The organism is Paraburkholderia sp. WS6 (assembly GCF_030464835.1).
Lineage (GTDB): Bacteria > Pseudomonadota > Gammaproteobacteria > Burkholderiales > Burkholderiaceae > Paraburkholderia > Paraburkholderia madseniana.
Window position 1 is genome coordinate 39,883 of sequence record NZ_JALQCK010000053.1, and the last position, 25,543, is coordinate 65,425.

The 25,543-nt window shown below is 62.1% G+C and carries 24 protein-coding genes; 7 read left to right on the forward strand and 17 right to left on the reverse strand.

Annotated elements, in window-relative coordinates; translation table 11 throughout:
- Positions 1–3: 3 nt before the first annotated feature.
- The 7 genes from M0D64_RS39205 to M0D64_RS39235 all read right to left on the reverse strand — a co-directional run bounded on the left by M0D64_RS39205 (position 4) and on the right by M0D64_RS39235 (position 6,982).
- The gene (locus tag M0D64_RS39205; RefSeq protein ID WP_171927973.1) at positions 4–945 is read right to left on the reverse strand and encodes an ABC transporter substrate-binding protein; all 942 of its coding nucleotides are present in this window, start codon (positions 943–945) and stop codon (positions 4–6) included.
- Positions 946–1,043: 98 nt separating this feature from the next.
- A complete protein-coding gene (locus tag M0D64_RS39210) occupies positions 1,044–2,069 on the reverse strand; it encodes an ABC transporter permease (protein WP_266261597.1) in 1,026 nt (341 codons plus the stop codon).
- Between the two features lie 24 nt (positions 2,070–2,093).
- Positions 2,094–3,605, reverse strand: a complete 1,512-nt coding sequence (locus M0D64_RS39215; RefSeq protein ID WP_266261598.1) for a sugar ABC transporter ATP-binding protein — start codon at positions 3,603–3,605, stop codon at positions 2,094–2,096.
- 266 nt (positions 3,606–3,871) lie between these two features.
- On the reverse strand, positions 3,872–4,837 hold the full coding sequence (locus M0D64_RS39220) for a LysR family transcriptional regulator (RefSeq protein WP_168435674.1): 966 nt from the start codon (positions 4,835–4,837) through the stop codon (positions 3,872–3,874).
- 236 nt (positions 4,838–5,073) lie between these two features.
- Complete coding sequence (locus M0D64_RS39225) at positions 5,074–5,715, reverse strand: DsbA family oxidoreductase (RefSeq protein WP_266261599.1); 642 nt, start codon at positions 5,713–5,715, stop codon at positions 5,074–5,076.
- Positions 5,716–5,858: 143 nt separating this feature from the next.
- Positions 5,859–6,341 (reverse strand): cupin domain-containing protein, encoded by a 483-nt coding sequence (locus tag M0D64_RS39230; RefSeq protein WP_154560175.1) that lies wholly within the window; start codon positions 6,339–6,341, stop codon positions 5,859–5,861.
- A gap of 131 nt (positions 6,342–6,472) precedes the next feature.
- A complete protein-coding gene (locus M0D64_RS39235; RefSeq protein ID WP_266261600.1) occupies positions 6,473–6,982 on the reverse strand; it encodes a DUF1993 family protein in 510 nt (169 codons plus the stop codon).
- Between the two features lie 291 nt (positions 6,983–7,273).
- Between M0D64_RS39235 and M0D64_RS39240 the strand changes: the two genes are divergently transcribed.
- The 3 genes from M0D64_RS39240 (at position 7,274) to M0D64_RS39250 (ending at position 10,659) form a co-directional block, all read left to right on the forward strand.
- Positions 7,274–8,563 carry an FAD-binding oxidoreductase gene (locus M0D64_RS39240; protein ID WP_266261601.1) on the forward strand — a complete coding sequence of 430 codons (1,290 nt, stop codon included), beginning with the start codon at positions 7,274–7,276 and terminating at the stop codon, positions 8,561–8,563.
- 15 nt (positions 8,564–8,578) lie between these two features.
- Positions 8,579–9,136 carry a helix-turn-helix domain-containing protein gene (locus M0D64_RS39245; RefSeq protein ID WP_097394205.1) on the forward strand — a complete coding sequence of 186 codons (558 nt, stop codon included), beginning with the start codon at positions 8,579–8,581 and terminating at the stop codon, positions 9,134–9,136.
- Positions 9,137–9,312: 176 nt separating this feature from the next.
- Positions 9,313–10,659 (forward strand): glutamine synthetase family protein, encoded by a 1,347-nt coding sequence (locus tag M0D64_RS39250; protein ID WP_266261602.1) that lies wholly within the window; start codon positions 9,313–9,315, stop codon positions 10,657–10,659.
- Positions 10,660–10,667: 8 nt separating this feature from the next.
- On the opposite strand, the gene M0D64_RS39255 is transcribed toward M0D64_RS39250, so the two are convergent.
- The 3 genes from M0D64_RS39255 to M0D64_RS39265 are packed head-to-tail and all read right to left on the reverse strand — an operon-like array spanning position 10,668 to position 12,845.
- Positions 10,668–11,528, reverse strand: coding sequence for a class I SAM-dependent methyltransferase (locus M0D64_RS39255; protein ID WP_266261603.1), 861 nt, complete (start codon positions 11,526–11,528; stop codon positions 10,668–10,670).
- 52 nt (positions 11,529–11,580) lie between these two features.
- Positions 11,581–12,021, reverse strand: a complete 441-nt coding sequence (locus M0D64_RS39260) for a GNAT family N-acetyltransferase (protein WP_266261604.1) — start codon at positions 12,019–12,021, stop codon at positions 11,581–11,583.
- A 44-nt stretch (positions 12,022–12,065) separates the two neighbouring features.
- Positions 12,066–12,845, reverse strand: a complete 780-nt coding sequence (locus M0D64_RS39265; RefSeq protein ID WP_266261605.1) for an SDR family NAD(P)-dependent oxidoreductase — start codon at positions 12,843–12,845, stop codon at positions 12,066–12,068.
- Between the two features lie 158 nt (positions 12,846–13,003).
- Here M0D64_RS39265 and M0D64_RS39270 point away from each other — a divergent pair, with 158 nt between their 5' ends.
- On the forward strand, positions 13,004–13,897 hold the full coding sequence (locus tag M0D64_RS39270; protein ID WP_154560168.1) for an AraC family transcriptional regulator: 894 nt from the start codon (positions 13,004–13,006) through the stop codon (positions 13,895–13,897).
- Between the two features lie 17 nt (positions 13,898–13,914).
- On the opposite strand, the gene M0D64_RS39275 is transcribed toward M0D64_RS39270, so the two are convergent.
- The 7 genes from M0D64_RS39275 to M0D64_RS39305 all read right to left on the reverse strand — a co-directional run bounded on the left by M0D64_RS39275 (position 13,915) and on the right by M0D64_RS39305 (position 21,719).
- Positions 13,915–14,817: a metal-dependent hydrolase gene (locus tag M0D64_RS39275; protein ID WP_266261606.1), complete on the reverse strand. Its 903-nt coding sequence runs from the start codon at positions 14,815–14,817 to the stop codon at positions 13,915–13,917.
- A gap of 28 nt (positions 14,818–14,845) precedes the next feature.
- Positions 14,846–16,645 carry an SDR family oxidoreductase gene (locus M0D64_RS39280; protein WP_266261607.1) on the reverse strand — a complete coding sequence of 600 codons (1,800 nt, stop codon included), beginning with the start codon at positions 16,643–16,645 and terminating at the stop codon, positions 14,846–14,848.
- Positions 16,646–16,656: 11 nt separating this feature from the next.
- The gene (locus tag M0D64_RS39285; protein WP_266261608.1) at positions 16,657–17,529 is read right to left on the reverse strand and encodes a M24 family metallopeptidase; all 873 of its coding nucleotides are present in this window, start codon (positions 17,527–17,529) and stop codon (positions 16,657–16,659) included.
- A 345-nt stretch (positions 17,530–17,874) separates the two neighbouring features.
- On the reverse strand, positions 17,875–19,665 hold the full coding sequence (locus M0D64_RS39290; RefSeq protein ID WP_266261609.1) for a chloride channel protein: 1,791 nt from the start codon (positions 19,663–19,665) through the stop codon (positions 17,875–17,877).
- A 6-nt stretch (positions 19,666–19,671) separates the two neighbouring features.
- On the reverse strand, positions 19,672–20,085 hold the full coding sequence (locus M0D64_RS39295) for a MarR family winged helix-turn-helix transcriptional regulator (RefSeq protein WP_154560163.1): 414 nt from the start codon (positions 20,083–20,085) through the stop codon (positions 19,672–19,674).
- 95 nt (positions 20,086–20,180) lie between these two features.
- Positions 20,181–21,344 carry an HPP family protein gene (locus tag M0D64_RS39300; RefSeq protein ID WP_266261610.1) on the reverse strand — a complete coding sequence of 388 codons (1,164 nt, stop codon included), beginning with the start codon at positions 21,342–21,344 and terminating at the stop codon, positions 20,181–20,183.
- Positions 21,345–21,542: 198 nt separating this feature from the next.
- Positions 21,543–21,719 (reverse strand): SDR family NAD(P)-dependent oxidoreductase, encoded by a 177-nt coding sequence (locus tag M0D64_RS39305; RefSeq protein WP_266261615.1) that lies wholly within the window; start codon positions 21,717–21,719, stop codon positions 21,543–21,545.
- A 224-nt stretch (positions 21,720–21,943) separates the two neighbouring features.
- Here M0D64_RS39305 and M0D64_RS39310 point away from each other — a divergent pair, with 224 nt between their 5' ends.
- The 3 genes from M0D64_RS39310 (at position 21,944) to M0D64_RS39320 (ending at position 25,492) form a co-directional block, all read left to right on the forward strand.
- Positions 21,944–22,798 (forward strand): helix-turn-helix transcriptional regulator, encoded by an 855-nt coding sequence (locus M0D64_RS39310; RefSeq protein ID WP_266238704.1) that lies wholly within the window; start codon positions 21,944–21,946, stop codon positions 22,796–22,798.
- 548 nt (positions 22,799–23,346) lie between these two features.
- Positions 23,347–24,456: a hypothetical protein gene (locus tag M0D64_RS39315; RefSeq protein ID WP_266261611.1), complete on the forward strand. Its 1,110-nt coding sequence runs from the start codon at positions 23,347–23,349 to the stop codon at positions 24,454–24,456.
- Positions 24,457–24,778: 322 nt separating this feature from the next.
- Positions 24,779–25,492, forward strand: coding sequence for a hypothetical protein (locus M0D64_RS39320; protein WP_266261612.1), 714 nt, complete (start codon positions 24,779–24,781; stop codon positions 25,490–25,492).
- Positions 25,493–25,543: the final 51 nt, after the last annotated feature.

Genomic DNA, 25,543 nt, shown 5'->3' on the forward strand with positions numbered 1-25,543 from the left:
CGGTCAATCGTAGAGCACAGCGGCGATCTTGGGATCGCTCATATTGCTCTTGTCGTACCAGTAGAAGCCCGTGTCGACTTTCTTGGGCAGCTTCTCGCCCTTCAACGCCTTCACTGCGGAGTCGACGACGCATTTGCCGATGCCGACCGGGTTCTGCGTAATGGCGCCAGCCATCAAGCCCGAATTGATGTCGTCCTTCTGCTCCTTGCCGGAGTCATAGCCAATCAGAACGAGCTTTTTGCCCGATTCCTTGACGCCGATCGCAGCACCTTCCGCCGACCCTTCATTCGCTCCGAAAATGCCCTTGAGGTTCGGGTTGGCCTGGATCATCGTCTTGGCGATTTCCGCCGACTTCAGGTGGTCCCCGCCGCCATACTGGACCGAGACGATCTTGATGTTCGGGTGCTTCGCTTTCATCTCATTCAGGAAGCCATCGCGGCGATCGATGCCGGTGCGGCTGGTCTGGTCATGCACCACCAGACCGACCTCCCCGGCATTGCCGATCGCCTCGGCCATCTTGTCGGCGGCGAGTGCGGCCGCGGCAAGATTGTCGGTCGCGCACGTGGTCAACGGAATGTCGCTGTCGACGCCCGAGTCGAAGGCGATCACGGGTATTTTGGCGGCCTGCGCTCGCTTCAGCAGCGGAATGGCCGCCTTGCTGTCGAGCGCGGCGATGCCGAGCGCCTGGGGCTTCTTGGCGAGCGCCGCCGAGAGCATATCGATCTGCTTATCGACCATGGCCTCGGTTTCCGGACCCTCGAAGGTGATCCTGACGTTGTGCTCCTTGGCCGACTGTTCCGCGCCGGATTTGACCGCCTGCCAGAACTGATGCTGGAAGCCCTTCGAGATGAGCGGGATATAGGTGTCCTGCGCGTATGTCACACTCGCCCCGCCAATGAGCGCACCAACGCCGACCACGACACCGATTAGTCTTCTTTTCAACATGGGGTTTCTCCTCCTAAGTTGGCCATCCACTTTCAGCCGTTCGGGGAGCCTTGGGCGCTCCCTTTTCTTGATCTTGTTTCGCGTAGCGTCCGCCTTCGTCAGCTTTTCTTGCGCCGCAAAATATCGGCATAAACCGCGAGAATGATGATGAGGCCAGTCACCACGATCTGCCATTCCTGAGCGACGGACATGATGCGCAGGCCGTTGGTCAGCACGCTCATGATGAACGCACCGATGATCGTGCCCAGAATCGTGCCCGCACCGCCGCTGAGCGAGGTCCCGCCGATAACCACGGCGGCGATCGCTTCGAGTTCGTAACCTTGGCCTAGCGCCGGCTGGGCCGAATTCAGGCGCGAGGCAATCAGCAGCCCGGCGATGCCGCAAATTGCCCCAGCGAGGCCGTAAATGGCGATCTTCCACCGGTCGACATTCACGCCGGAAAGGCGCACTGCTTCTTCGTTGCTGCCAAGCGCAAACGTGTACCGGCCAAGCGCCGTGCGATTGAGCGTGATCGAACTTACCACCGCAAGGAAAAACAGGATCAGGACCGCGTTCGGAACCGGCAGGCTCGGCAGGAAAGAGCCGATCAGCGAATCCTGAGAAATCATGTAGAAGTTTTCGGTGTCGGTGAAATAGATCGGCTTGTCGGCCGAGACGACCAGCGAAAGGCCTTTCAGCAGCAGCATCATGCCCAAGGTGGCAATGAACGGCGGTATTTTCATTTTCGCCGTGAGGGTGCCCGAAATGGTCCCGCAGATTGCGCCCGTCCCGATCGCAGCCACGACGCCGATCCACATAGGCAAATGCCAATAGGTCAGAAACACGCCGCAAATGACCGCCGTGAAGGTCATCAAGGTGCCGACGGACAAATCGATGCCGCCGGTGATGATGACGAACGTGCAGGCAATCGCCAGCACGCCGTTGACGGCCGTCGCCTGCAGAATCCCGAGCATGTTGTCCATCTGCATGAACGCAGGCGACGCGAAGCTGAAAAAGACCAGCAACAGGATCAGGCTCCCGAAGGCGAGCAGCTTTTGCAGAGCAGTCGGCGTGAAGACGCGGGCTCTGAGGCCGGACAACCGTCCCTCGTTAGCGAGCGTCGAAGTATCCGATGGCTGTGTCATAAACTGAATCTCTCCTCTTCGGGCTCACGCCGCTTTTAAGGTTTCGCGCTGCGTCGCCAGTTGCATGATGCGCTCCTGCGTCGCCTCCGTGGCTGAAAGTTCGCCGGTAATGCGGCCCTCGCACATCACGACGATGCGGTCGCTCATGCGCAAGATCTCCGGCAGTTCCGACGAGATCATGACGATCGCCTTGCCTTGCCCGGCGAGCGAGCGCAGGAGTTTGTAAATTTCGCTCTTGGCGCCGACGTCGATGCCGCGCGTCGGCTCGTCGAAGAAAAGCACATCGCAGTCGCGCTCGAGCCATTTCGCAACGACGATTTTCTGCTGATTGCCGCCCGAGAGAAGCCGCACCTCCTGCGTCGCGGAGGGCGTACGAATGGCGAGCAGATTGATGAAATGGGTGGCTGTCCGGCGGATCTCGGTGCGGCGCAAGAAAAAGTTGAGCGACAGGAATTTGCGCAGGTTGGACATGACGATGTTCGATTCGACGTTCATGCCGGTCGCAAGACCGAAGCGTTTGCGGTCTTCCGAGAGATAGCCGATGCCGCGCGCCACCGCATCGCTCGGATTCCTGATCGTCGCCTTCACGCCTTTCACGATGATTTCACCCGATTCGATCGGATCGGCGCCGAACACCGCGCGGGCGACCTCGGTGCGACCGGCGCCCATCAAGCCGGCAAAGCCCAATATCTCGCCTTTGCGCAGCGCAAAGCTGACGTCTCTGACAAGCGGGCCGGCATTCAGATTGTTGACTTCGAGCGCGATCTCGCCCGTGCCGGCGACGCTCTCAGAAGGCGCGGCGTCGGTCAAGATTCGACCGACCATCATGCCGATGATCGCGTCGACGCTGGTGTCCTTGGCGGTGACGGTGGCCACATATTCCCCGTCACGCAACACGGTGACGCGGTCAGCAATCTGCTTCAGCTCGTCCATCTTGTGGGAGATATAGACGATGCCCACGCCCCGGCTCTTCAGCTCGCGGATGATGCGGAACAGCTCGGCGATCTCGGCGTCGTTGAGCGCCGAGGTCGGCTCGTCCATGATCAGCACGCGCGAATCGAAGGACAATGCCTTGGCGATCTCGACCATCTGCTGCTTTGCGACGGTGAGCGTGCTGACCACCGCGCGCGGGTCGATATTCACATGCATGCGGGCAAGAATGTCGCGCGCCAGCGCATTGAGCTTGTCTTCGTCGAGGAACAGACCGAGGCGCCCACGCGGCTCGCGGCCGATAAACATGTTCTGGGCGACGGTCAGGTGATTCATCAACTGGAGTTCCTGATGAATAATGCCGATACCCATGGCCTGCGCCTCGCGCGGGCTCGAGAACTCGACCGGCTGACCGTCATAGAGAATATCGCCCGTGTCCCGGGTGTAGACGCCGGCGAGGATTTTCATCAACGTCGACTTGCCGGCGCCGTTCTCGCCCATCAACGCGTGGACTTCACCGGCCATGAGCTCGAACTGGACTTCGTGAAGCGCCCTCACGCCGGGAAAGCGCTTGTTGAGCCTTTTAACGGAAATGAGCGGGGTCATAGCGCGGATTGAACGACAATTCCGCGATCGCCGCTGGCCTCAATGCGGGGAGCGGGTCGAAAAAACGCGGGAAGCCGCTGCGCCGGGCGTTGCCGGGTATCGCGGCTGAAATCGTAACGAGAAGCCAGACACATTGCTGGACCACCCAAACTGATGTGCCACGATTTTACGACGCTGGATGGCAGCGGCTCAAGCGTAGGCATTCCCTAGTGTCGTGCGCACAGGTATCTCGCGCCTGCTTCCCACTATTTGGTTTGTCGCTCATTTCAGGCCGGTTCGGCGGCCGCCACGCCACGCAGACTCCGGTGCACGGGTGACGGCTCATGGCTTACGTGCCGCGCCGTTTCGAACAGTTCCGCGAGCCAGTTGACGAAGGCAAGCACGCGAGGCGGAGCGCGCCGATGACGCAGATACGCGACCGATACCGGCAGCGCTGCGGGCCTGCAATGCGGCAGCACTTCACGCAGCCGCCCGGAGTCGAGATAGGGCTGGGCGAGCGCACGCGGCGGCTGGATCAGTCCAAGTCCGCGCAGCCCGCATTCGAGATATGCATGCTCGTCGCTCACCTGCACGAAGCCCTCAAGCGCCACGTTGACCGTGTCGCCTTCGACCTGAAAATCGAAATCCGCTGCACGTCCCGTGTGCGCACACATGTAATTCACCGCGATATGACCGCTTAGCTCATCGAACCGTTGCGGCGTGCCGTACCGTGCGAGATAAAGCGGGCTCGCACAGGTCACACGCTCGAGCGCGCCCAGTCGGCGAGCGGCGAGGCCCGCATCCGGCGACTTTCCAGTCAGAATGCAGCAATCGATCGCTTCGCCGGCCCGTTCGACCTGGCGGTTGCTGACGCCGAAGGTGAGCAGGATGTGCTCGTAGCGCGCGTGAAAATCGTCGAGCGCCGGAAACACGATCGCGTTCGCGACGACCGCCGGCATCTCAACGCGCAGCCTCCCGCGCGGCCGGTCGTCGGGATGCCGCAGGCTCGCCTCGATGTCGTCGAGGTCGGCGAGAATCTGCACGCAGCGCTCGTAATAGGCGGCCCCCTCGGCAGTCAGACTGAGCCGGCGCGTGGTGCGCACGAGCAACTGGATGCCGAGCATGGCCTCGAGGTTCTGCACGAGTGTTGTCGCGCTTGCGCGTGGAATCCCAAGCGACTGCGCAGCACGGGTAAAACTGTTGGCGTCGACAATGCGTACGAAGGTCTGCATCGCCATGATGCGATCCATCACGGGCGTCTCTCCTTTTGATGTCGAGGCGCTATGGAACACATCACCAGCCTCGTCCTTGTAGAGCACACTAATGCCGTGCATCGAACGGTGGGAGTGACAAGTGTGGCGGGATTCAGTATGCGGGCAATGAACCCGTCTTTCGTCTGCCGGTGAGAAAGCGGACGCGGACCGAAGTGAGTCTTCGGTTGCGGCCCGTTGAATGCAACGGGCCGCCGGCGCGATTGCCGATTGCCGCCCTACGCTTCGGCGAGAATCTGCTGGATGACTTGCTCGAAGGTTTCCACGGGTTGTCCGCCGCTCACCAGATAGCGTCCGTTGAAGATGATCGCCGGCACGGACTGGATGCCCTTCGACTGGAATTCCCGTTCTTCCGCACGGACGTCGTCGGCATAGATTCCGCTGCGCAGTACCTCACCTGCTTGCGCGGCGTCGAGCCCTACAGATTGCGCCGCTTCAACCAGGACTTCGTGATTGCTCGGGTCTTTGCCCTCGGCATGATAGGCCCGCAGCAGCGCCAGTTTGAGCGGCAACTGCTTGCCTTCGATACCGGCCCAATGCAGCAGGCGGTGCGCATCGAAGGTGTTATAGACGTGCGTACGCGGGCCGAAGGCAAAACCGACGCTCGCCCCGCGCTCGCGGATCATGGCCTGAGTTTCCGCGATCTGCTCTGGAGTGCGTCCGTATTTCTTGCCGAGATAATCGACAATGGCTTCGCCGTCCGGCCCCATCTCCGGATTCAGCTCGAAGGGATGCACGGTGACTTGAGCGTCAACCGTATCGCTCAAACGCGATAGTGCAAGCTCGAGTGACGACAGGCCGATCGCACACCACGGGCATGCGATATCGGAGACAAAATCGATTGTTAGCTGTTGTTTCATTGCTTTCCTGACTGGAATAACCGTGTGGCACGGCCGCTGCGGTGCGACGCAAAACGGCCCACGCGGTAGCCTAGCCTGAATCGCTAGTTCTTGCAGGACCGCGCTCCGGATGTGCGCCGAGGCCGTCATCCGCGGCGTACCCTTCAGTCCGGCATCCCGTTGTGGTCCCCGATTGGCCTGGTAGGCCAGTCCACCCAGCGGTCCGCGCGGGTCCGTTCGTGCGCTTCGTTGAGCGGATAACGGATGCGGTTGTCATCGCGCGGACGTTCGCCGATCACCATCAGCCTGACTTCGTCCTTCGTATTGTTGATGAAGGTGTGGCAGATGCCGGTGCCTGACGGAAACGCGACGGAATCGCCTTCAGCAATGGGATGAAGCACGCCGTCGATCCAGACATCGGGCTTGCCTTCGAGCACGTACACAAACTCCTGCTCGGTACTTTCGGCGTGCGGATATGACGTGCGCCGGCCGGGCAAAAGCCTCACGTGATGAATGCCAATGCGCGTGATGCCGAGTGCGGCGGAAAGCGGCGCGTCGAGCGCCATTTTCTCGGTATCGCCGCGATAGGAATGCGCATCCGGTTCTTCCAGCTCGGTCCAGTGCTTGATGAAATCGGGTCGGCTCATCGGTTGTTCTCCTTTGGGGACTACGGTCGATGATAGCGGCTAACACACTCATAATTCGTCGTTGGCCCGCGACGTGAAAATCCGCTGAAACTACCGCCGACCGCTGGCCCGCCCTGCCCGTGCGTCGACGATCAGTACGATCCCATGTAGTCGCGCTTGCCGATTTCAACGCCGTTGTGGCGCAGAATCGCGTAGGCCGTCGTGACGTGGAAGAAAAACTGGGGCAGACCGTAGTTCTGCAAATAGGTGCTGCCGACCAGCTTCTTCTCTTTCGGCGTGCCTGGGCGCAGGACGATTTCCTTGCTCTCGCTACCCTCGAACTGGGCGGCGTCGAGCGTGCCGAGGTGGGCCAACGCTTTGGCGATCAGCGCTTGCAGGTCGGCAAACGTCACCTCAGTGTCGGGCCACGACGGCACTTCTACGCCGGCCAGGCGCGAACTGACGCCCTTGCTGAAATCCGCGGCGATCTGCACCTGGCGCACCAGGGGGAACATATCCGGGAACAGGCGTGCCTGCAGCAGAGCGTTCGGCTCGATGTTCCTTTCGGTGGCATGCGCTTCGGCTTTCTTCAGCACGTCGGACAATGCGGTCAGCATTTGCTTGAAGACGGGAACGGATGCGCTGTAGATGGAACTGGTCATGATCACTCTTTCGGTCGATGTTGGATGCCGGCGCGGAAGATGCCACGCCGGCCGGATGAATAAGCGGGGGAAGGTTACCACCGTCCTGCCGGAAGTGCGGATTCACACGCCTTAGGAGCGGAACAGCAATAGCTGTCTCGCGTTGGCCAAACTCCGCCCAATGCCCGATGCGCGTTTCTCCTCCAGTGATTCGATGAAAAGAACGTCGGCATTTTGAGGCGCGCTTGCGTCTGTGAAAAATGAATGGTATTTTTTCATGAAATTTACTGCGATTTTTTCACAAGAGCCAACATGTTCGACCAGTCAGCCGAGCACGTCGCGAGCTACTACGCACGCACCTATCCTGCCCCGATCCCCCTGCGGCCAACGCTGGAAGAGCGCCTCGACACGGAAGTGCTCATCGTCGGCGCGGGTTTCAGTGGCTTGCACACAGCGCTGCGTCTGGCCCTCGCGGGCAAGCGTGTCACGGTGCTCGAAGCCAGCCGGGTAGCCTGGGCTGCGTCCGGGCGCAACGGCGGCCAGGCCCTGCTCGGCTGGTCCTGCGACATGCCTCCGCTGGAGGCGGCGCTGGGTCTGGAACGTGCCCGTCAACTGTGGGACAGCATGCGTTGGGCCGCCGGTGAGATACGTGAGCTGCCGGCGCGGCATGGCTTCGATGCCGACTACCGTGCTGGAAGTCTGTGGGCGGCGGTGCTGCCGCGCCGCATCGCCCTCCTCCGGCAGGCTCAACGGGAAGCCGAGGAAAAGTGGGGTTACGACAAGATGCGCTTCATCCCTCGCGAGGAAATGCCTCAATGGATTGCAAGCGAACGCTACCAGGCGGCGCTCTACGATCCCGAGGCGGGCCATCTGAATCCGTTGAAACTCGCCCAAGGCCTCGCGACGGCGATCGAACAGGCCGGTGGACGCATCTTCGAGCAAAGCCAGGTGCTGGACTACCGCGAGACGCCTGGCGGTTATGTCGCGCGTACCGATAAGGGCGAGGTGCGTGCGGACGTGCTGGTACTCGCCTGCAACGCCTATATCGATCGCCTCGACCGCAAACTTTCCAGGCGCATGCTGCCTGTTGGCACCTACCAGGTGGCCACGTCGCCGCTGCGGCCGGAGGTGGCCCGTTCGCTACTGCCGCGCAATAGCTGCGTGATCGACAACCAGTTCGTTCCCGACTACTTCCGCTTAAGTCCTGACAACCGCCTGCTGTTCGGCGGCGGCTGCACCTACGCGGGCGGCATTCCAAAAGATATTGCGGCGGCTACCCGGCCTTACCTGGAACGCGCATTTCCGCAGCTGCGCGGAGTGGAACTCGAGTTTGCGTGGGGCGGGCATATCGACATCAGCATGAAACGCACGCCGGATATCGGTCGACAAGGTGAGCGCTACTGGTTGCAAGGCTATTCGGGGCACGGCGTGCTGCCCACGCTCGCCGCCGGCCGGGCGGTCGCCGACGCCATCCTCGGTGACGACGAATTGCTGGACCTGTATCAGGCCATCGACAATCCGCCTTTTCCAGGCGGTGCGCTACTGGCCGCGCCGCTGGAGGTCATTGGCAAGACCTGGTATCGTCTGCGCGACAGAGTCTGAGAGAAGAGGCAGAAGATGAACAAGCAGGAAGAAATTGAAGGTCTCGCGATACTGATTCGGGACCTGCGCAAGCATAAGAAGGTGACGTTGGGCGCGTTGGCCGAAAAGATCGGTCGCTCGGTGGGTTTCCTTTCCCAGATCGAGCGCGGCCTCTCGCGTCCGACCGTAGGCGACCTGACCGCCATCGGCGAGGCGCTCGGCGTACCCACCACCTATTTTTATAGCCTGAGCAAGCCGCGTGCGCTGCCTTGGGTGACCCGGCCGGACGAACGCCGCACGCTGTATTACGCCGAAGGCGTGACTGACGTGCTGGTGTCGCCGAACATGTCAGCGGGTTTTTCGATGCTGGAGAGCCACCTGGCGCCGGGCGCCAGCAGCGGCGACAAACCGTTGAATGACAGCGACGAGCAAGGTGGCTTCGTCCTAGAAGGCGAGTTGACCATCTGGCTGGACGACGAAGCGCAACCGGCGACGCTCGGCCCCAATGACGGCTTCCAGGTGCCGGCGCACGCCCGGTTCCGCTACGCCAATCTCTCCGACGAACCCACGCGGGTACTTTGGGTGTTCACCTAGGATTCTGGCAGTACGTGACGCAGTAGTGAACGCTGCGCTGAATGTCAATTCGGATGACTAATGGACGGCGTTGTGACTATCGCTTTCCTTTATGTCGTCGACTTGTGTACCTTTTTCCACGGTAGCTTTTAACTGAACCTCAATCATCGCGTCTTTTGCGTGAGAAGGACAACAACATGACTTCCCCCAGCGCCGACCTGCTCAGCGAAGTACGCGCCTTCCGCGCGGCGTATCCCGAGGTGCGTTACGTCGACCTCATTTGCCTGGATATCCCCGGGCACTTCTACGGCAAGCGATACCCCGTGGACATGCTCGAGAAAATCGCCGCCGGCAGTCTCCTGAAACTACCGCAGAACTGCATTTTGCTCGGTGCGCAGGGTGGCGTGTTCCCAATCGGCGACTATTGCTTCAACGACGGCGACCCGGATGCGCAGCGCCGCCTGATCGCCGGCACCCTCAAGCCCGTGCGATGGGAAAGCCAGCCATTGGGACAGATGCTGATCAGCTCGGACGGCACCGAGGCGCCCATCGAGTTCGAGCCACGCGAGGTATTGGCGCGCGTACTGAAACGCTTCGAGCGGCGCGGTATCCGTCCGGTTGTCGCCTTCGAACTGGAGTTTTACCTGTTCGACGCGAGGCTGGCGGACGGTATTCCGCAATTCCCCCGCGACCCGTTCCGCGACGATCCGGACGACCAGTCCAATATGCACATCGAGCGATTGTCGCGCTTCTCCAGTGTGCTCAATGAGATGGTCGACGCGACGCGTGAGCAGGGCGTGGACGCTACCGTGATCACCGCCGAGCTCGGGCCCGGACAGTTCGAGATCAACTTTGGCCACAACGACGACAGTCTGCGCGCCGCCGACTGGGCTGCCCTGTTCTGCCGCAGCACGCGCGGCGTGGCGATGAAACACGGCTATCGCGCGAGCTTCATGAGCAAGCCATACCTGCACGCGCCGGGCAGCGGCATGCACGTGCATGTAAGTCTCTACGACGAAGCGGGTAACAATCTGCTGGCCGCCGACGGCCAGCGCCCACTGCGCCATGCGGTGGCCGGGTGCCTCGCATTGCTGCCGCATTGCATGCCTGTCTTCGCCGCCAATCACAACGCGTTTCGCCGCTATGGCTGGAAGACGAATGCAGCCAGTCGTGCCAGTTGGGGTTTCGAAGACCGCGACGCCTGCATTCGCGTTCCAGAATCTGACGACCGCAACTTGCGCATCGAACACCGTCTGGCGGGCGCCGACGCGAACCCTTACCTGGTACTCGCCGCTATTCTCACCGGCATGGAACACGGGCTGGATGCAGGCCGCGAACCCATCGCGCCGCTCAACGAAGACCGCCAAAGCGGCGTCGACTTTCCGCAAGACATGCTCACGGCCGTCGCCGCGATGCAGAGCTATCCGGTCGTAGGCAAAGGCTTGGGCGAAGAGTTCGTGATGGTCTATTGCGAGAACAAACGGCAGGACCATCTGGATTTCATGAACGAAGTGAATGCGCGGGAATACCGCTGGTTCCTTTAAGCGAGCAGCTAGGTATTCGCTACCAGCAGTTCCTCAGCATTCTTTGGCGGCCGCAGACCATCGGTCCTGCCCACGAAGTAGCGCTCGGTAAGATCGGCCGCCGAGACGTGCCGTGCTTCTCTAAAGCCTGCTTCGCGGGCCAGCGCCAGAATCTCCGGCGGGGTGAAGAAGCTGAGGAATGGTGTCCCGCTTGCTCGTGCGCCCTTCTCCGCCATCTCAAGCCCAGGACGCACCTCTGGGTCCGCCATCTCCAGTGGCAGCAGGAACGTCATGGCGAGCGTCGATCCCGGGGCGAGGGACGCGACTTCGCGCAGCGTGGCGGCGTTCGCATCTTTGGTGAGATACATGCTGACGCCAGTGGAGACCACGATTGCCGGCTTGCTCTCATCGAAGCCGGCTGTCACGAGCCCGTCTCGCCAGCTTCCCCCCGCCTCGAAATCGACCGGCACGAAACGCAACCAGTCCGGAACGCCGAAGCCGAGTTCGATCAGACGCTGACGCTTCCATGCCTGAGGACCTGGCTGGTCGACTTCGAACACCTTCAAATGGGATGCGATCTCCGGCCGCCGCTGGGCGAAGCTGTCGAGGCCGGCGCCGAGGATGACGTACTGATCAAGCCCGCGGCCGGCCTGTTCCACGACTAGGTCTTCAATGAAGCGAGCACGCGCCACGATTGAAGCGCGAAAGGGTCGCGTGAATTGAGGATCCATATCCCCGCGGGTGCGCCAGCCCTCGTCCGGGGCCAGCAGCTTAAGGCCGATTACGTCTTCCAGCACATGCGGCGGTGGGTCGGACCAGACATGGAGTGCGCGCCACAAGGCGACTCGCGCTGCTGTGCTGTCTGGCGCTGCATCTTGCTTGTCGGTCATGGCTTTCGATCCTCCTGTGGGCGAATGTTGTTGACGGTAACCCATTTCATGCCTACGAGGGCAAGAGACCTTTTTTCATCGACGGTGCAGGATGGAACACGTAGTTCTGTCGTTCATAGAAGGGAACGGCATCCGGCCGCGCATCGAGAAACACCGCAGTCATATTGCGAGCACGCGCGTCGGCTTCCGCATAGTCCGTCAAAGCGCGACCCGCACCGCTGCCCCGTGTCGCCTCGTCGACAACGAGATCGTCGATATGTAAGTGCGCCCCGCGCGCCAACGTGTGGACCGGCCTCATCCCCATCACACCAATCAGCTTGCCGCCCTGAAAAGCGCCGACAAGCTCGTAGCCGGAATGCGATTGCAGCCTGGCTCTTCTGAGAAATTCGTCTTGATCAAGCGCCCGCAATTGCGCGATCACCGGAAAGGCTTGTGCCCATTCTGTTGGGGAAAGCCTTCGGATATCCAGGCAGTTGTTGTGATTGTCGGCCATAGCGGCATTCTGTCCTCGTTGGGAGAATGCCGATTCTGGCACAGCTACAGAGACATGCCACCCGAGACTTCGATGCGCTGGCCATTGACCCAGCGGTTGTCCTCGGACAGCAGCGACGCGATCATCGGACCGATGTCGTCGGGCAAGCCCGCACGGCCGAGCGCCGTCGCGTCCGCCACCAGCTTGTTGATCTCGGGATTGTCGCGCACCATGCCGCCGCTGAAGTCCGTGGCGACTGCGCCTGGCGCGACGGTGTTGACTGCAATTCGACGCGGACCGAGCTCCTTCGCGAGATAACGAGTCAGAACCTCGACCGCGCCTTTCATGGACGCATAGGACCCACTGCCTGGAAAGGCGACACGGGTCAGTCCCGAGGAGATATTCACGATGCGGCCACCGTCCTTGATCAACGGCAGGAGCTTTTGCGTCAGGAAAAACACGCCCTTAAAATGGACATGGTAAAGACTGTCCAGCTCATCCTCGGTAGTCTTTTCAAACGGCGTGTGATTCGAAGTGCCGGCGTTGTTGACGAGGTAGTCGAAGCGCTCGGCACCCAACTGCGCAAGCGACGCCCGAACTTGCTCCACGAACGCGTCGAATGTGCTCACTTTTCCGGTATCGAGTGGCAGTGCAATGGCTCTTTGCCCCTCCTCTGCCACGAGGCACACAACCTTGTCGGCTTCCGCCTGATTGGCGCGATAGGTGAATAGGGAACTGACGCCGCGCTTCGCAAGGTTAAGGACCGTATTGCGCCCCAAGCCGCGACTCCCGCCTGTCACGATGGCGATCTTCGAGATGGTGTCTGCCGATTGTCCTGCTGTCATTTTTGCGCTCCACGTTAGAGGTGTAGACGCAGCTTATTCCGGCCGATAGCGAGGCTGAATGCCCTAACTGTTCTTCTTCTTGCCTAATCCTGCCCGGGCTCTGCAGCTCGACACGAGAGGCAGTAACATGAGGAAATGCGGGCGCGGAGGAGGTACATATGTCAAATGCCTTGGTCGAGGGCGTCAAACGCTACACCGACAATCAAGCCGGGAGTGAGGGCCCGTTCATAACCGCCATCGAGGGCTTGATCATCATCCGGTCGGATCATGAAAAACATCCCTCTCATCTGATCATGAAGCCGGCCCTGTGTGTCGTCGTTCAAGGTGCCAAGTGGACGACATTCGGTGACAGGCGGTACGACTACCGGGCAGGACAAGCCCTGATCGTCAGCGTTGAGATGCCGGCGTTCAGCAGGGTTGTGAAAGCCAGTCCAACAGAGCCATACCTTGCTATTGCCATTGAGTTCGACCTTGCCATCATGCGCGATGTCATGGCATGTCTCGATACGCCGCCTGCGCCGGAAGACGAGCTCGGCCACGGCGTCTTTGTCACCGAGATTGACGGCCCGCTCGCTGACTGCATGCTGCGCATGGTGCGTCTCCTCGACACGCCTCACGCTATTCCCATTCTCGCGCCGATGATCAAGCGAGAAATTTGCTACTGGTTGCTAACGGGGCGTCACGGCAACGAGGTCGCCCGGGTCGTGCTGGCAACCAGCCATGTGCACAAAGTCGTGACTGCCATCCATGCGTTAAGAGGCCAATTCACCGAGACCGTACGCATCGAGGAGCTGGCCGCCGTGGCGCAAATGAGTCCGTCGGCATTCCACAGGCAGTTCAAGGCGCTGACATCGATGACGCCGTTGCAATACCAGAAGCAGCTTCGCCTGCTTGAAGCACGTCACCTGATGGTGGCAGGCAATGCCAATGCCGAAGCGGCGGCCTATCAGGTGGGCTACGAAAGCGCATCGCAATTCAGTCGCGAATACTCGCGCATGTTTGGCGCGCCGCCCCGACGTGACATAGAGGCTTTGAAAACGGCAACGACCTAGTGTTTCATGCTGCCGTCTCAATTCGCATCGCGCACCCAGTTGCCTCCATGCGCCGCGGCCTGCGCAGCGGGCGAGGTGGCAAGATAGGCGAGCGCCTGCTCGGTCGAGCCTTCGTGATGCGGCGTATAGCGCGGATTGAAATAGCGTAGCGCTGCCGCGATCATCTTCCAGAACGACGGCAGGCAACCGCGCCGCGCCCCGGCGCGCCAGCCGAGGATAAAACCGCGATACGCGCCGGCGTCGGGATCGCGCCGGTGCATGAAGCGCGCGCCGTGCGTGAGAAAGTACAGTAGGAGCATGACCGTCGACAGCATGTGGAAACAGCGTTCGAAGTAGGTCCCGCCCATATGCCGGAAGATGTCGAATGCTACGGTGCGATGCTCCACTTCCTCCGCACCGTGCCAGCGCAGCAGGTCGAGCATGGTTGGGTCGGCATGAGCGGCATCGAGGCCGTTGGCATTGAGCACCCAATTGCCGAGATAACCGAAAAAGTGTTCCAGCGCGGCGATGACGCCCAGCTGCTGGCGCAGCCAGAAGCGCGTTTTGCCGATCTTCAGTCCGAGCTGTTGCTCGCCGAGCAACTTGCCGAACAGCCAGTCGAGTTTCTTTGTGAAAGGCTGCGTATCGATGCCGTGCGCCTTGTAGTAGTGCGTGAGCACACCGCCGTGCGAGCGCGAATGCACCGCTTCCTGCCTGAGAAACCCCTCAGCGTCGTCGCGCAGCGCCGGGTCGGCGATCAGCGGCAGCGCCTTGTTGTAGACGCGGCAGAACCATAGTTCGCCGGCGGGGAACAGCAGGTTCAGCACATTGATGATGTGCGTGCTCGACGGGTCACCTGGAATCCACTGGATCGGCGTTTGACTCCAGTCGAATTTCACATGGCGTGCCCTGATCTTGTATTGAGTGTGCCCTTGGGTCATGACGGTCTCCGGCATCCGGTGGGTGAGATCAACGCGGCACCATGCTGATGCGAGCGATCATGCGGCTGAGCCCAGGCATGTAGCGCGAGATGAAACGCATTGAATGCGCCTCGATGCCGATGGCGACCACAGGCTTGTTGCGCAATACCGCACGGAGCGCGGCTTTCGCGACCGTCTCGGGTTGCAGGCCACGCAACTGGTAAAGCTTGGTGGCTTTCTGGCGCATGCGGTCCTGATCCTGAACGCTGGCGCCGACATACTGGGTCGAGGCCATGATTCCGGTCTCGGCGAACCCCGGGCAGATTGCGCTGACGCCGATACCGTGCGCGGCGAGTTCTCCGCGCATGCACTCGCTAAGCATCAACACGGCAGCCTTGGTGGTCGCATAGGCCGGCAGGTCGCGCGAAGGGGCGAAGGCCGCGGCTGATGCGGTGTTGATGATGTGACCGCCATTGCCGCGCTTCACCATCTGCCTGGCGAACAGGCGAGAGCCGTGAATCACGCCCCACAGGTTGACGTGAAGAATGCGTTCCCAGTCTTGGGCCGAAGTGTCGAGCACGCCGCCTGCCATGCCAATGCCGGCGTTGTTGACCACGATGTCGGCGCCGCCGAGGTCACTCCCGACCCAGTCCGCCAGCGCTTCCATCTGTTCGGCGCTGCCGACGTCGGCCTTGCGTGCGTACGCCTTGCAGCCTGACAACCTGGCCAGGGTAGCCGTGCGTTCCGCGCTTGCAGTGTCGATATCGACCGCGACCACTGCGGCGCCCTGCTTCGCGAATTCCAGTGCAATGCATCGCCCGATGCCGCTGCCCGCGCCGGTCACGACCGCGAGCTTGCCGCTGAGCGGTTTGCGTGCGGCGTCCATACGGGCGCGTTGCAGTGTGTCCGGTTCGGCGCCGCCTTCAGTGTGATCGACGAGTTCACGCACCATGCGGGCCATCTGTTCGGGGTGCGTGATCGGCAGCCAGTGCCGCGCGGTCAGCTCACGGCGCCAGTACTTCGGCGCCCATCGGGAAAGATCTTCGGACAAGGCCGGGCTGACGTATTTGTCCAGCGTCGGCACGATCACCTGGACCGGTGCGTGGGCGTAGCGCTTGCGCGGCGTGAACAGGCAGCGGATGAAGTTGGCGCGATACAGCGATACGCCGCGCACGCCGTCCTGCGTTTGCGTCGGCCGCGGTGCGATCTGCGTCTTTTCCACACGACGTAATACGCGCGGCCACGCGCGGCCGAGCCATACACGCCAGGTCAAGCCTGGCAGCACCGGCAAATGAAACAGCAGCACATACCAGGAGCGCACCAGCTGACCCATCAGCTTGCCGATCGAGCGCGGCGTGGGACGCAGCAAGCGTGCTCGTATCCAGTAAGCGACGTGATCGAGGCAGGGGCCCGAGCACGACGTGTACGACGCAATGCGCCCGCGCAAGCGCTCTTCGGTGACGAACTCCCAGCCCTGGATCGAACCCCAGTCGTGCGCGACCAGATGGACGGCGCGATCGGGGCTCACGGCGTCGATGACGGCGATGAAGTCGTCGGTGAGTTTTCCCAGACGGTAAGCGGCCGTCCCTTTAGGCGCGGTGGACTGCCCTGCACCGCGAACATCGTAGGCAATCACATGGAAATCGTGTGCCAGCAATCCGGCCACAGTGTCCCAGACTTCGCTGTTGTCGGGGTAGCCATGTACTAACACCACGGTCGGCCGGGCGGGGTCACCCCATGCCCTGGCGGCAAGCGTCACGTCGCCCGAGCTCACCGTGAATTCGGTGCGGCGCGTGGCGGGTGGCGCCTCGTACAGCGTAGGCGATATCGGTTCGGTTAGAAGTTGCATGTGCGCCTCCGTCATGCCGCGGCCAACGCCCGCCCGCGCTGTGCCCAGCGGCGCACATGCGGCAGGTCGTCGTCGAGCCAGTAGGCGTCGTCATCGGTGATGACCAGCAACTCTTCGAATTTGGCGCCCACACCCTGAAAGCCGAGATGCGGCTCGACAGCCCAGAGGCCAGGCGTCGGCGCATGATCGGAGCGGCGATCGATCGACCATAACGGCGACCAGCCCTCCTTCCTGCCCGCGCTGACCTGGTCAAGGACGAGGTTGCGCGTGGCGTTCAGGCCGAAACGCGCAACGAAACGCGGCTTTGCCGGCTGGCTCAGCTTCGCGACACGATGCGCGAGCACCTTGAAGGGATAGGCCTTGTGGCGCGGCTCGACACCCTGTTTTCTGCACAACAGGTCGACCGCACGCGCCACATCGGCAAGCGTGTGCCGTTGCTTCACCATACTGACGATCAACTCGCGGTGCTCGGCCAGGTCGTCCTTCAACTGTTCGAGAGTGGGATTCGTGCCGACGCAGGTGGCGTAGCCGACATCGGCGATCACACCGTTAAGCACCGGCGCCACGTCGAGAATGACCGGCATGTCTTCTTCCAGCCGACGCGAACTCGGAAAGAACGCCAGGTTAAAACCGGCCATGTGCGACAGCCCGGAAAAACCTTCAAAGGCGGTACGGTCGCCAAACCAGGCGAAGGGCTTGTGCAGCCAGTCGCGCACGCCGTGATCCTGCAGCCATTCGGTCAGTAGCCGTGCGGCGTCTTTCTCCGTCATGCCTGGCTGGAGCATTTCGCCGACGCTCTCGACGCAGCGATAGGCCAGTTGCTGGACTTCGCGGAACTGCGCCAGTTCTTCCACGTCGACGTGTGGAATGGACTTGTCACCCATACATGCCTCCCGAATATGCTGTCGACGGGGATGCGGCCGCCCGTCACGATGACATTTTTTATTGTTACATTGAACGATGTAACGATTGGATCGTACACCACCCTTGCCGCTCGTCCACTGGATGTTTTCCCTGGGGGCTGGTTGGGGATGCGGGATGGGGGGACGTGGAGGCCGTCCGGCTGGCCGAAGGTACGGATGCCTGAAGTCAGGCACCGACTCCGGCATTACCCGTGTGGTGCGGGGATGTAGTGGCTTACGTGCCGGAGCGTTGCTTGTTCTTCGGCAAACCGCGTATCTGTTCCGGCTGTTGAGCGGCTGCTGATCGGCCGCTGGCCGGCTGATGACTTAAGGAACCGGCGGGAAGTGCCGCTTGCCGGCGTGGATTGGCAAGCGCCGGAAGCGTTCTTTCTTGTGCTCTTCGTCAAAGTGGGCAAGAGACGGCTTGACCAGATCGCTGCGCGACACAATGCCGACCAGTTGCAACGTTTCGGAGTCCGTGACTACGGGCAACCGTTCGAGACCGTGCACTGCAAGCCGCGCTGCGACGAGTCGGCAGGTTTCACTCGGCAACGCAAACGCGGGGGAGCGGTGGTGCAACACGTCGAAGAGGCGCGAGCCAAGCATGTCCGCTGCCTCGTCATCGCGAATTTTTTCCAGTAGCGCGCGATCGACGACGCCCGCCAGCACGCCCTGACGCACGACCGGATAAGCGCGGTGTGTCTGCGTCGCACCGAAGTACGTAGCCAGCGCTTCGCCCACGGACATATCGCCATCGATTGTCTCGACAGTACGCGACATCACCTCGTCGACGTGGTGACGCTCAAGCGGATCGACGCCGTATTCCCGGTAAATGTGATAACCGCGCCGGGCAATCTTCTCGGTCATGATGGAGCGCTTCATGACGACCGTTGCAAACCCGTGCGCGATCAGCGTCGCGGCGAGCAGCGGCAGCAATGCGTTGCTGTCGTGCGTGAGGCCGAACGCGAACACGATTGCGGTCAACGGCGCGCCCAGCGTGGCGCCGAGCGTGGCCGCCATGCAGACGAGCGGCCACAGGGCAGGTTCGCCGCCCGGCAACACGTGACCGAGCACGACACCGAGCCCCGCACCCAGCATGAGCAACGGCGCCAGGACGCCGCCTGAGGTGCCCGAGCCCAACGCCACGACCCAGATGATCGCCTTCACGATCAGGATCGCCAGCGCGAGCTGGATTGCAATGTGCTGATGCAACAGGTCGCCGATCACGTCGTAGCCGACGCCCAGCGCGCGAGGTTCGAGAAAGCCGCCGATGCCGACGAAGAGGCCGCCGAGCGCGGGCCACCACATCCAATGGATGGGCAGCTTGCCGAACAGGTCTTCGGTCTTGTACAACGCGGCTGACAGACCCGACGCGAGCGCACCGGACAGCAGGCCTGCAATGACGCACGAAACCAACGACAACGCGCCGGGAGGCGCAGTCTCAAGCGGAAACAGCGGCCCCGTGCCGAAGAACGCCGCGCGCGCAAAACCCGCGACTGCACACGCAAGGGCGACCGGCAGAAAACTGCGCGGACGCCATTCGAACAGCAGCAGTTCGACCGCCAGCAGCACGGCCGCCACCGGTGTGCCGAAGACCGCCGTCATGCCCGCCGCTGCGCCGGCAACCAGCAGCGTCTTGCGTTCCGCGGACGTGACTTTCACGCACTGCGCGATCAGCGACCCCAGCGCGCCGCCTGTCATGATGATCGGGCCTTCCGCACCGAACGGCCCGCCACTGCCGATCACAATGCCGGACGACAGAGGTTTGAGAATCGCCACTTTCGGCGACATGCGGCTCTTGCCGAACAGGATGGCTTCGATCGCTTCGGGAATGCCATGCCCACGGATCTTTTCCGAACCGTAACGGGCCATGAAACCGACGATGAGACCGCCGATCACCGGGATGATCACCACCCAGATACCCAACGTGTTGAGAGCCGGTGAGCGGTCCGCAAACGAAAATTCCTGAAAGAAAAACAGATTGGTGAACAGATGAATCAGGCTCAGCAGCACGAACGCTGCAAGCGTGCTGAGCGCACCAATTCCCGCGGCGAGCGCGGAAACGCCGGGAAGCCGCGCGTTGGTGGAGAAGTCACGCTTATGGGTATCGAGGCTCATGGTGACTCAAACATCGATCTGGGGAACATTGAACGTGCCTTTGAGCGACTTCAGTTCGGCACGGTGCATCTCGGCGAGACGGGCCAGCACCTGCTCGCCCGCTTTCAACAAATGAACCTCGACCTGGCGCCGGTCGGTCTCACTGACCTTTCTGCGGACCAGTTCGAGCGCCTCACAGCGGGACACGAGCGCGACCACGCCGTGATGCTGTGCCTGAAGCCGTTCCGCAAGCTCGCCGACGGTCGCCCAGTCGCGCTCCGGATAACCCTTGATATGCAGGAGCAACAGATATTGCAACGGTGTGATGCCTTCACCCTGCGCGGCCTGCTCAGAAAAACGCTCGAAGCGACGCATCTGATAGCGAAATTCGGACAGTTGCTCGAAGTTCGCCTTGGTCAAGCCGCGAGTGAGTGTTTTCATCGGAGTGCCGTCGAGAAATAGGTGAAGCGTGAATTATATCATGTCGTGATATTTATGCATGTACTCATGCGCAAGTGCCTGCGATAGTGCTATTGCTATGCCGCGTGCCGCTGCCTGGCGTAAGCCTGGCGATAGAGTCCCGCGATGAGGTCGGCCTGCGTGATCATTCCCGCAAGCCGCTGATTCGAGTCCAGAACCGGGATGTGGTGGTGCCCATAGTTCGCGAACACCGGAACCAGTTCGACGATCGGTGTCGCCGCGTCGACTGTGTGAACGTCGACGTTCATCAACGCACCGACGAGCGGCGCCGGGGTGATGCTGCGCCGGAACCAGCGTTGCATGGGGGACGACAAACCGATCCCTTTGCTGACCGCCCGTTTGTCGACAAGGTCGGCACGGGTCACGATGCCGATTACGTGCTGCCTCTCGTCAGTGACCGGAAGTGCTTTGATATGGCGCTGTTTCAGCAGACTCCATGCGGCCGACGCTCTCGTGTTCGCCGACACGGCGACCAGCGAACGCGACATGATGTCCTCGCAGGTCAGCTCATTGAACGTGCGGGCGTAGGCCTGCAACTGAACGTCGCGCAGGAGGGATTCCAGATCGTCCGTATCGATGTCGAGCAATTCCCCGCGGCGGTTCAGCACCGCCTCGAGGTCCGCGCGCGTGAAACCTTCGTTCGCAGCCGCAGCCGATGCGGCCGCGCCGTTGCCGGAACTCTGCGCGACGTGCGGGTATCGATGCCCGGTTGCAGCGTGGTAGACGATAGCCGCGCACAGCAGCATCACCGTCTGGATCGCAATCGGTTCTGCCACAAAGCGGTAGCCCAGCGCATGCACGGCCGGACCACCAAGGACCGCGGTCAAGGCGACCGCGCCCGACGGGGGATGAACACACCGCAACGCAAACATCGCACAGATCGCCAGCGAGACGGCCAAGGCGGCGGCGCCTACCGGATCGGTGATCCAGCTTGCACAGGCAACGCCAACCGTCGCGGAGACGATATTGCCGCCGATGATGGCCCACGGTTGCGCAAGTGGACTGGCGGGAACCGCGAACAGCAGCACGGCCGAAGCGCCCATTGGCGCCACCAGGAGCGGAATGTTCGCTGCCGGTCCGAGAAGGACGTGCATTGTCCCGCCGGTGAACGCAATCCCCAGCAATGCGCCGAGACACGATCTCAGGCGTTCCGGCCACCGGACGGCGATGGGATGGGGAGCGAAGCTGGAAAGCCAGCGGATGAGAGCGTAGCGGGACAAGGTTTAGATGGGAAAGTTGGCGAGTATCACGTGGGACCGGACCGCACCTTAAGGTGCAAATCCACACGACATGAAAGAACGTGTCGCCAGCATTATATCTTGTTGTGATATAAAAATCCGTTCCGGGTCGCCGCGACCCGATAAAACCGGCCTGGCCACGCGGATGTCGCGCCCCGCTCCGATGCGCGGGATCCGGATTTACCGCGCGGAGCAGGCTTCGCCGCCCGAGGCGCAGAGCGCGTCTGCCTCTGCGGTCGCGTCTGTTACGTCGGCAAGCACCACCTTCGCTCCCTCTGCCACGAACCTTTCCGCTATTGCATATCCGATGCCCCGTTGGGCACCCGTAATCAAGGCGACGCGGTCTTTCAGTCTCATGTCGTTCTCTCGCTTGAACAGGGCGAGCGTCATGGTATCAGCCGAGGTCATCCTGATTCTCCGAGGCAGTTGAAGCCGTCGCCCACGTACGCCGAGACGCCCTTCTCGCGCGCGATGCCGATGTGAAACGCTCCCAAATCCGATTGCTTGGGAGCAACGTACGAGGCAAAATCATCCTGTTAAATTGATCACACTATCCGGGTATACGTCTTAACAGGTTAAGCATGGCCCAAGTGAACGACGACGAAAGCAGCAACCGGCTCGGCAACTATCTGAAGAACCGGCGGACCAAGCTCGATCCCGCGTCCTTCGGTATTTCCGGTGGCCGGCGGCGCACGGCCGGACTACGCCGCGAAGAGGTGGCGCAGCGCGCCAATATCAGCGCGGCCTGGTACACGTGGCTGGAACAGGGGCGCGGCGGCAATCCGTCAGCGGATGTGCTGGACCGCATTGCGAAGGCACTCATGCTGACCGAAGTCGAGCGCGAACACGTGTTCCTGCTCGGCCTCGGCCATCCGCCCGAAGTCCGTTATCGCGGCGGTGACGCGATAACGCCACGACTGCAGCGCCTGCTCGATGCACTGCCCTACAGTCCGGCAATCGTCAGGACTGCGACGTGGGATGTGGTTGCCTGGAACCGCGCCGCCGCGACCGTGCTCACCGACTACGGCTCCCTGCCCCCCGAACAACGCAACGTCCTGCGCATGATCTTCTGCGATCCCCGCGTCCGTGCCGCGCAGTTCGATTGGACAAGCGTGGCCCGCTTCGTGGTGGGCGCCTTCCGGATCGATGCCGCGCGCGCAGGCGCCGACGCCGAGGTGGCGCCGCTCGTCGACGAACTGTGCCGCTCGAGTCCCGAGTTCGCCGCCATGTGGCGGGACAATGAAGTTCGGACCCACGGCGAGGGCGTCAAGCGCCTGCGCCACCCCGTGCTGGGGCCGATCTCGCTGGAGTACTCATCCTTCGCAGTCGACGGGCGGCCGGATCTTCAGATGATCGTCTACAACCCGGCGACACCGGTCGATCAGGAGCGGATCAGATCCCTGATCGAAGACAAGCAGGCAGTCGCAGCGAAGTGAGCCCGAGGCACCCTCGAAGCACGCGGCATGGAAGTCATTGCGCCGGCACGGATCTAAACGCGCGTTTCCAACGCGCGCCTCAATATATCGGACTCCATATGATGACAACGCCGCCTTTTGTCTGAACTATTTGCGCAGCACGACGTGCAACGGCGAGGTTACGTTCGATGTGATGGGAACACGTAACACCTGGGACGTAACACGCGCCACGCGATGGCGTCACTGCACTCTCCATCTCACCCGATCTGCCCCGTCCAGCAAGACCTTCATCGCCGCACGCCACTCAATTTCAGCACCGCCCGTGCGCGGAACGTGCCGCGCTCCGTAACCAGCGCATTGGCTCGGAACTTGCACCGACCAATTGCCCGAGCAAGCCAAATCCGAGCATGGCGCTACCGCGCCGGCTCCAGAATTAAACGAAGGCGACGCGCACAAACGCGGTCTCGGGCTAGAAAAGCAACCGTTTCTGCAAGACCGATCAGCGGTTTTCCGGGGGCACTGATTACACCTTCCAATCAGGACGCGATTTCATCGCGAAAGGACTAATCATGGCTCCCTTCGAACACACTCTTGTCGCATCGGCGAGCGCACTCCTATGGTGGTCGCTAGCCACTTCGTGTCAGGCCGGAGACGTCACGACCACACCGCCTCCCTCGTTTACCCAAGGCAGCGGATGGACGACAACCGGGCAACCAGGATCGGGGTTCGCGTCGGCAGGAGGCGGTAACACATCCGGCGCATGGGCCGGCAGTGGTGCGGGTGGCGGCTCGGTTTGGGCCGGCGGCCCGGCATGGGGCGGCGGTCCGGTTTCCGGCTCGGGTGGCGGGTACGGCGGTGGCTCTGGAGACGGCGGTTATGGCGGCTCGGAAGGCTCTGGCGGTTCGGGTGACGGGAACGACGGTGGCTCTGGAGACGGTGGCCACGGCGGTTCGGGTGGTGGCTACGGTGGAGGTTCCGGAGACGGTGGCCAAGGTGGCTCGGGTGGCTCGGGCGGTTCGGGTGGTGGGAACGGCGGCGGCTCTGGAGACGGTGGCCACGGCGGCTCGGGCGGCGGATACGGCGGCGGCTCCGGAAACGGTGGTCACGGCGGCTCCAGCGGCTCTGGCGGCTCCAACACTGGCGTTGGCTCCAGCAGCGGCAGCCAGACCACCGGCGGCCTGCTTGATCCGATCGTGAACCTGGTCGTCAGCGTCGGCGCGATCAGCGTGCCTATCGTGCCGATCACCGTGGGCAACAACAGCGGTAGCGGCAACGGCAACGGCGTGGCCAACGGCACAACCGGCGGTTCACATGGCGTTACAGGCGGATCGAGCGGACATGGCACCGGTGGCCTGCTGGCACCTGTGACGGCGTTGCTCGGCGGACTGTCGGTGGCCTCGGTGAACGGCGGCTCGCAAGGCAGCAGCGGCCCACTCGCACCGGTTACCACCTTGCTCGGCGGACTAACCGGAGGCCTCGGCGGCGGCACCTCGCACGGATCGTCGACGAACTCGGCGTCCAATCCGGTTGCACCGTTGACCAACCTGGTCGGCACACTGACCGGCGTACTCGGCGGCGCAAGCGGCGGTTCGTCTCCGCTCGCCCCGTTGACGAACCTGCTCGGCGGCCTCACAGGTGGACTCGGTGGCGGCAGCACGCCGTCCACACCCAAGCATTAGCCCGCAATGCGAGATGCCCCGGGGGGCACCTCCCGCGCGACCTCGCGGGTGCAACAGAAAGGACGGCCGGACCTGACTGGCATCACGGCTTCACAACGTCAGGCCCGGCACACGCACACGAGCCAACCCGCACGATACGTCACACGCTGCGTCTGCCGGCAGCCGGCAGCCGGCGGCCGGCTACGCGAGACAATCTCCATGAAATCGGGCCCGGTCAACCCCGCACAGCTTCGCGAACGCCACAGCACGTGACCGACTCGCGCCGAAGCGGTCCCGTGAAATCGTTACAATGCCCGCATGAATCCCCCCTCAACTGAATCGAATGCGAGACATGCTGACCTCCTATTACTGGAGTGACGACGCCATCCGCAGCCGAAGCGTGAGCGACATCGTGTTATCAGGCACGGTCGACGTCCCTATGCCTCCTGCACGTCTGCTTGCGGATTGGGAAAGAGAGATATCGTCGCATATGGTTCTGGAACCCGGGGACGTCGAGCCAATGCCTTTACCGCGAGCGCGGGCGCGCTGGCCGGACTACACGCGCTGCGTGCAGGCCGTGTCCGATTGGACGCGCGCGCTTGGACTGCCTGAGGTGCTTGCCGCCAGTGACGTAGCCCTCATGGCCTGCCGCGGCGCGAGGTACCACCACGACGGTGCGCAATATGGCGATGCGGCTTTTTGCAATCTCTTCATGAGCGAGGACCGAGGTCTGGACTTGCATTTTCCCGCTTTGGGCCGGCGTATTCCGCTGACCCGGGGAACGGTTGTGATATTCGATACTGGCCAGCCTCATGGCGTCATCCAGCGCGGCAGCAGTGGTTTTAATGCGGCCGATTTCGCGCCGGATCAGGATTGCATCCAGATCTTCCTGACCTGGGAGCTTTCCATCGAAAATGCCCACGTGGGACACGCACTGAAGGTGGTCTTCGACATTGCCCCTTCGACCTCGTCGCAACCGGATACCGAGCAAGTCCAGCTAAACGGCGAACAGGTGATTGTGTGCCCGGATTCGGGCCGTTGGTCACGGGCTGACTAGTACAACATCCCGCAATTACTTTTAATAATTGATTGCATGGTTTATCCTGGC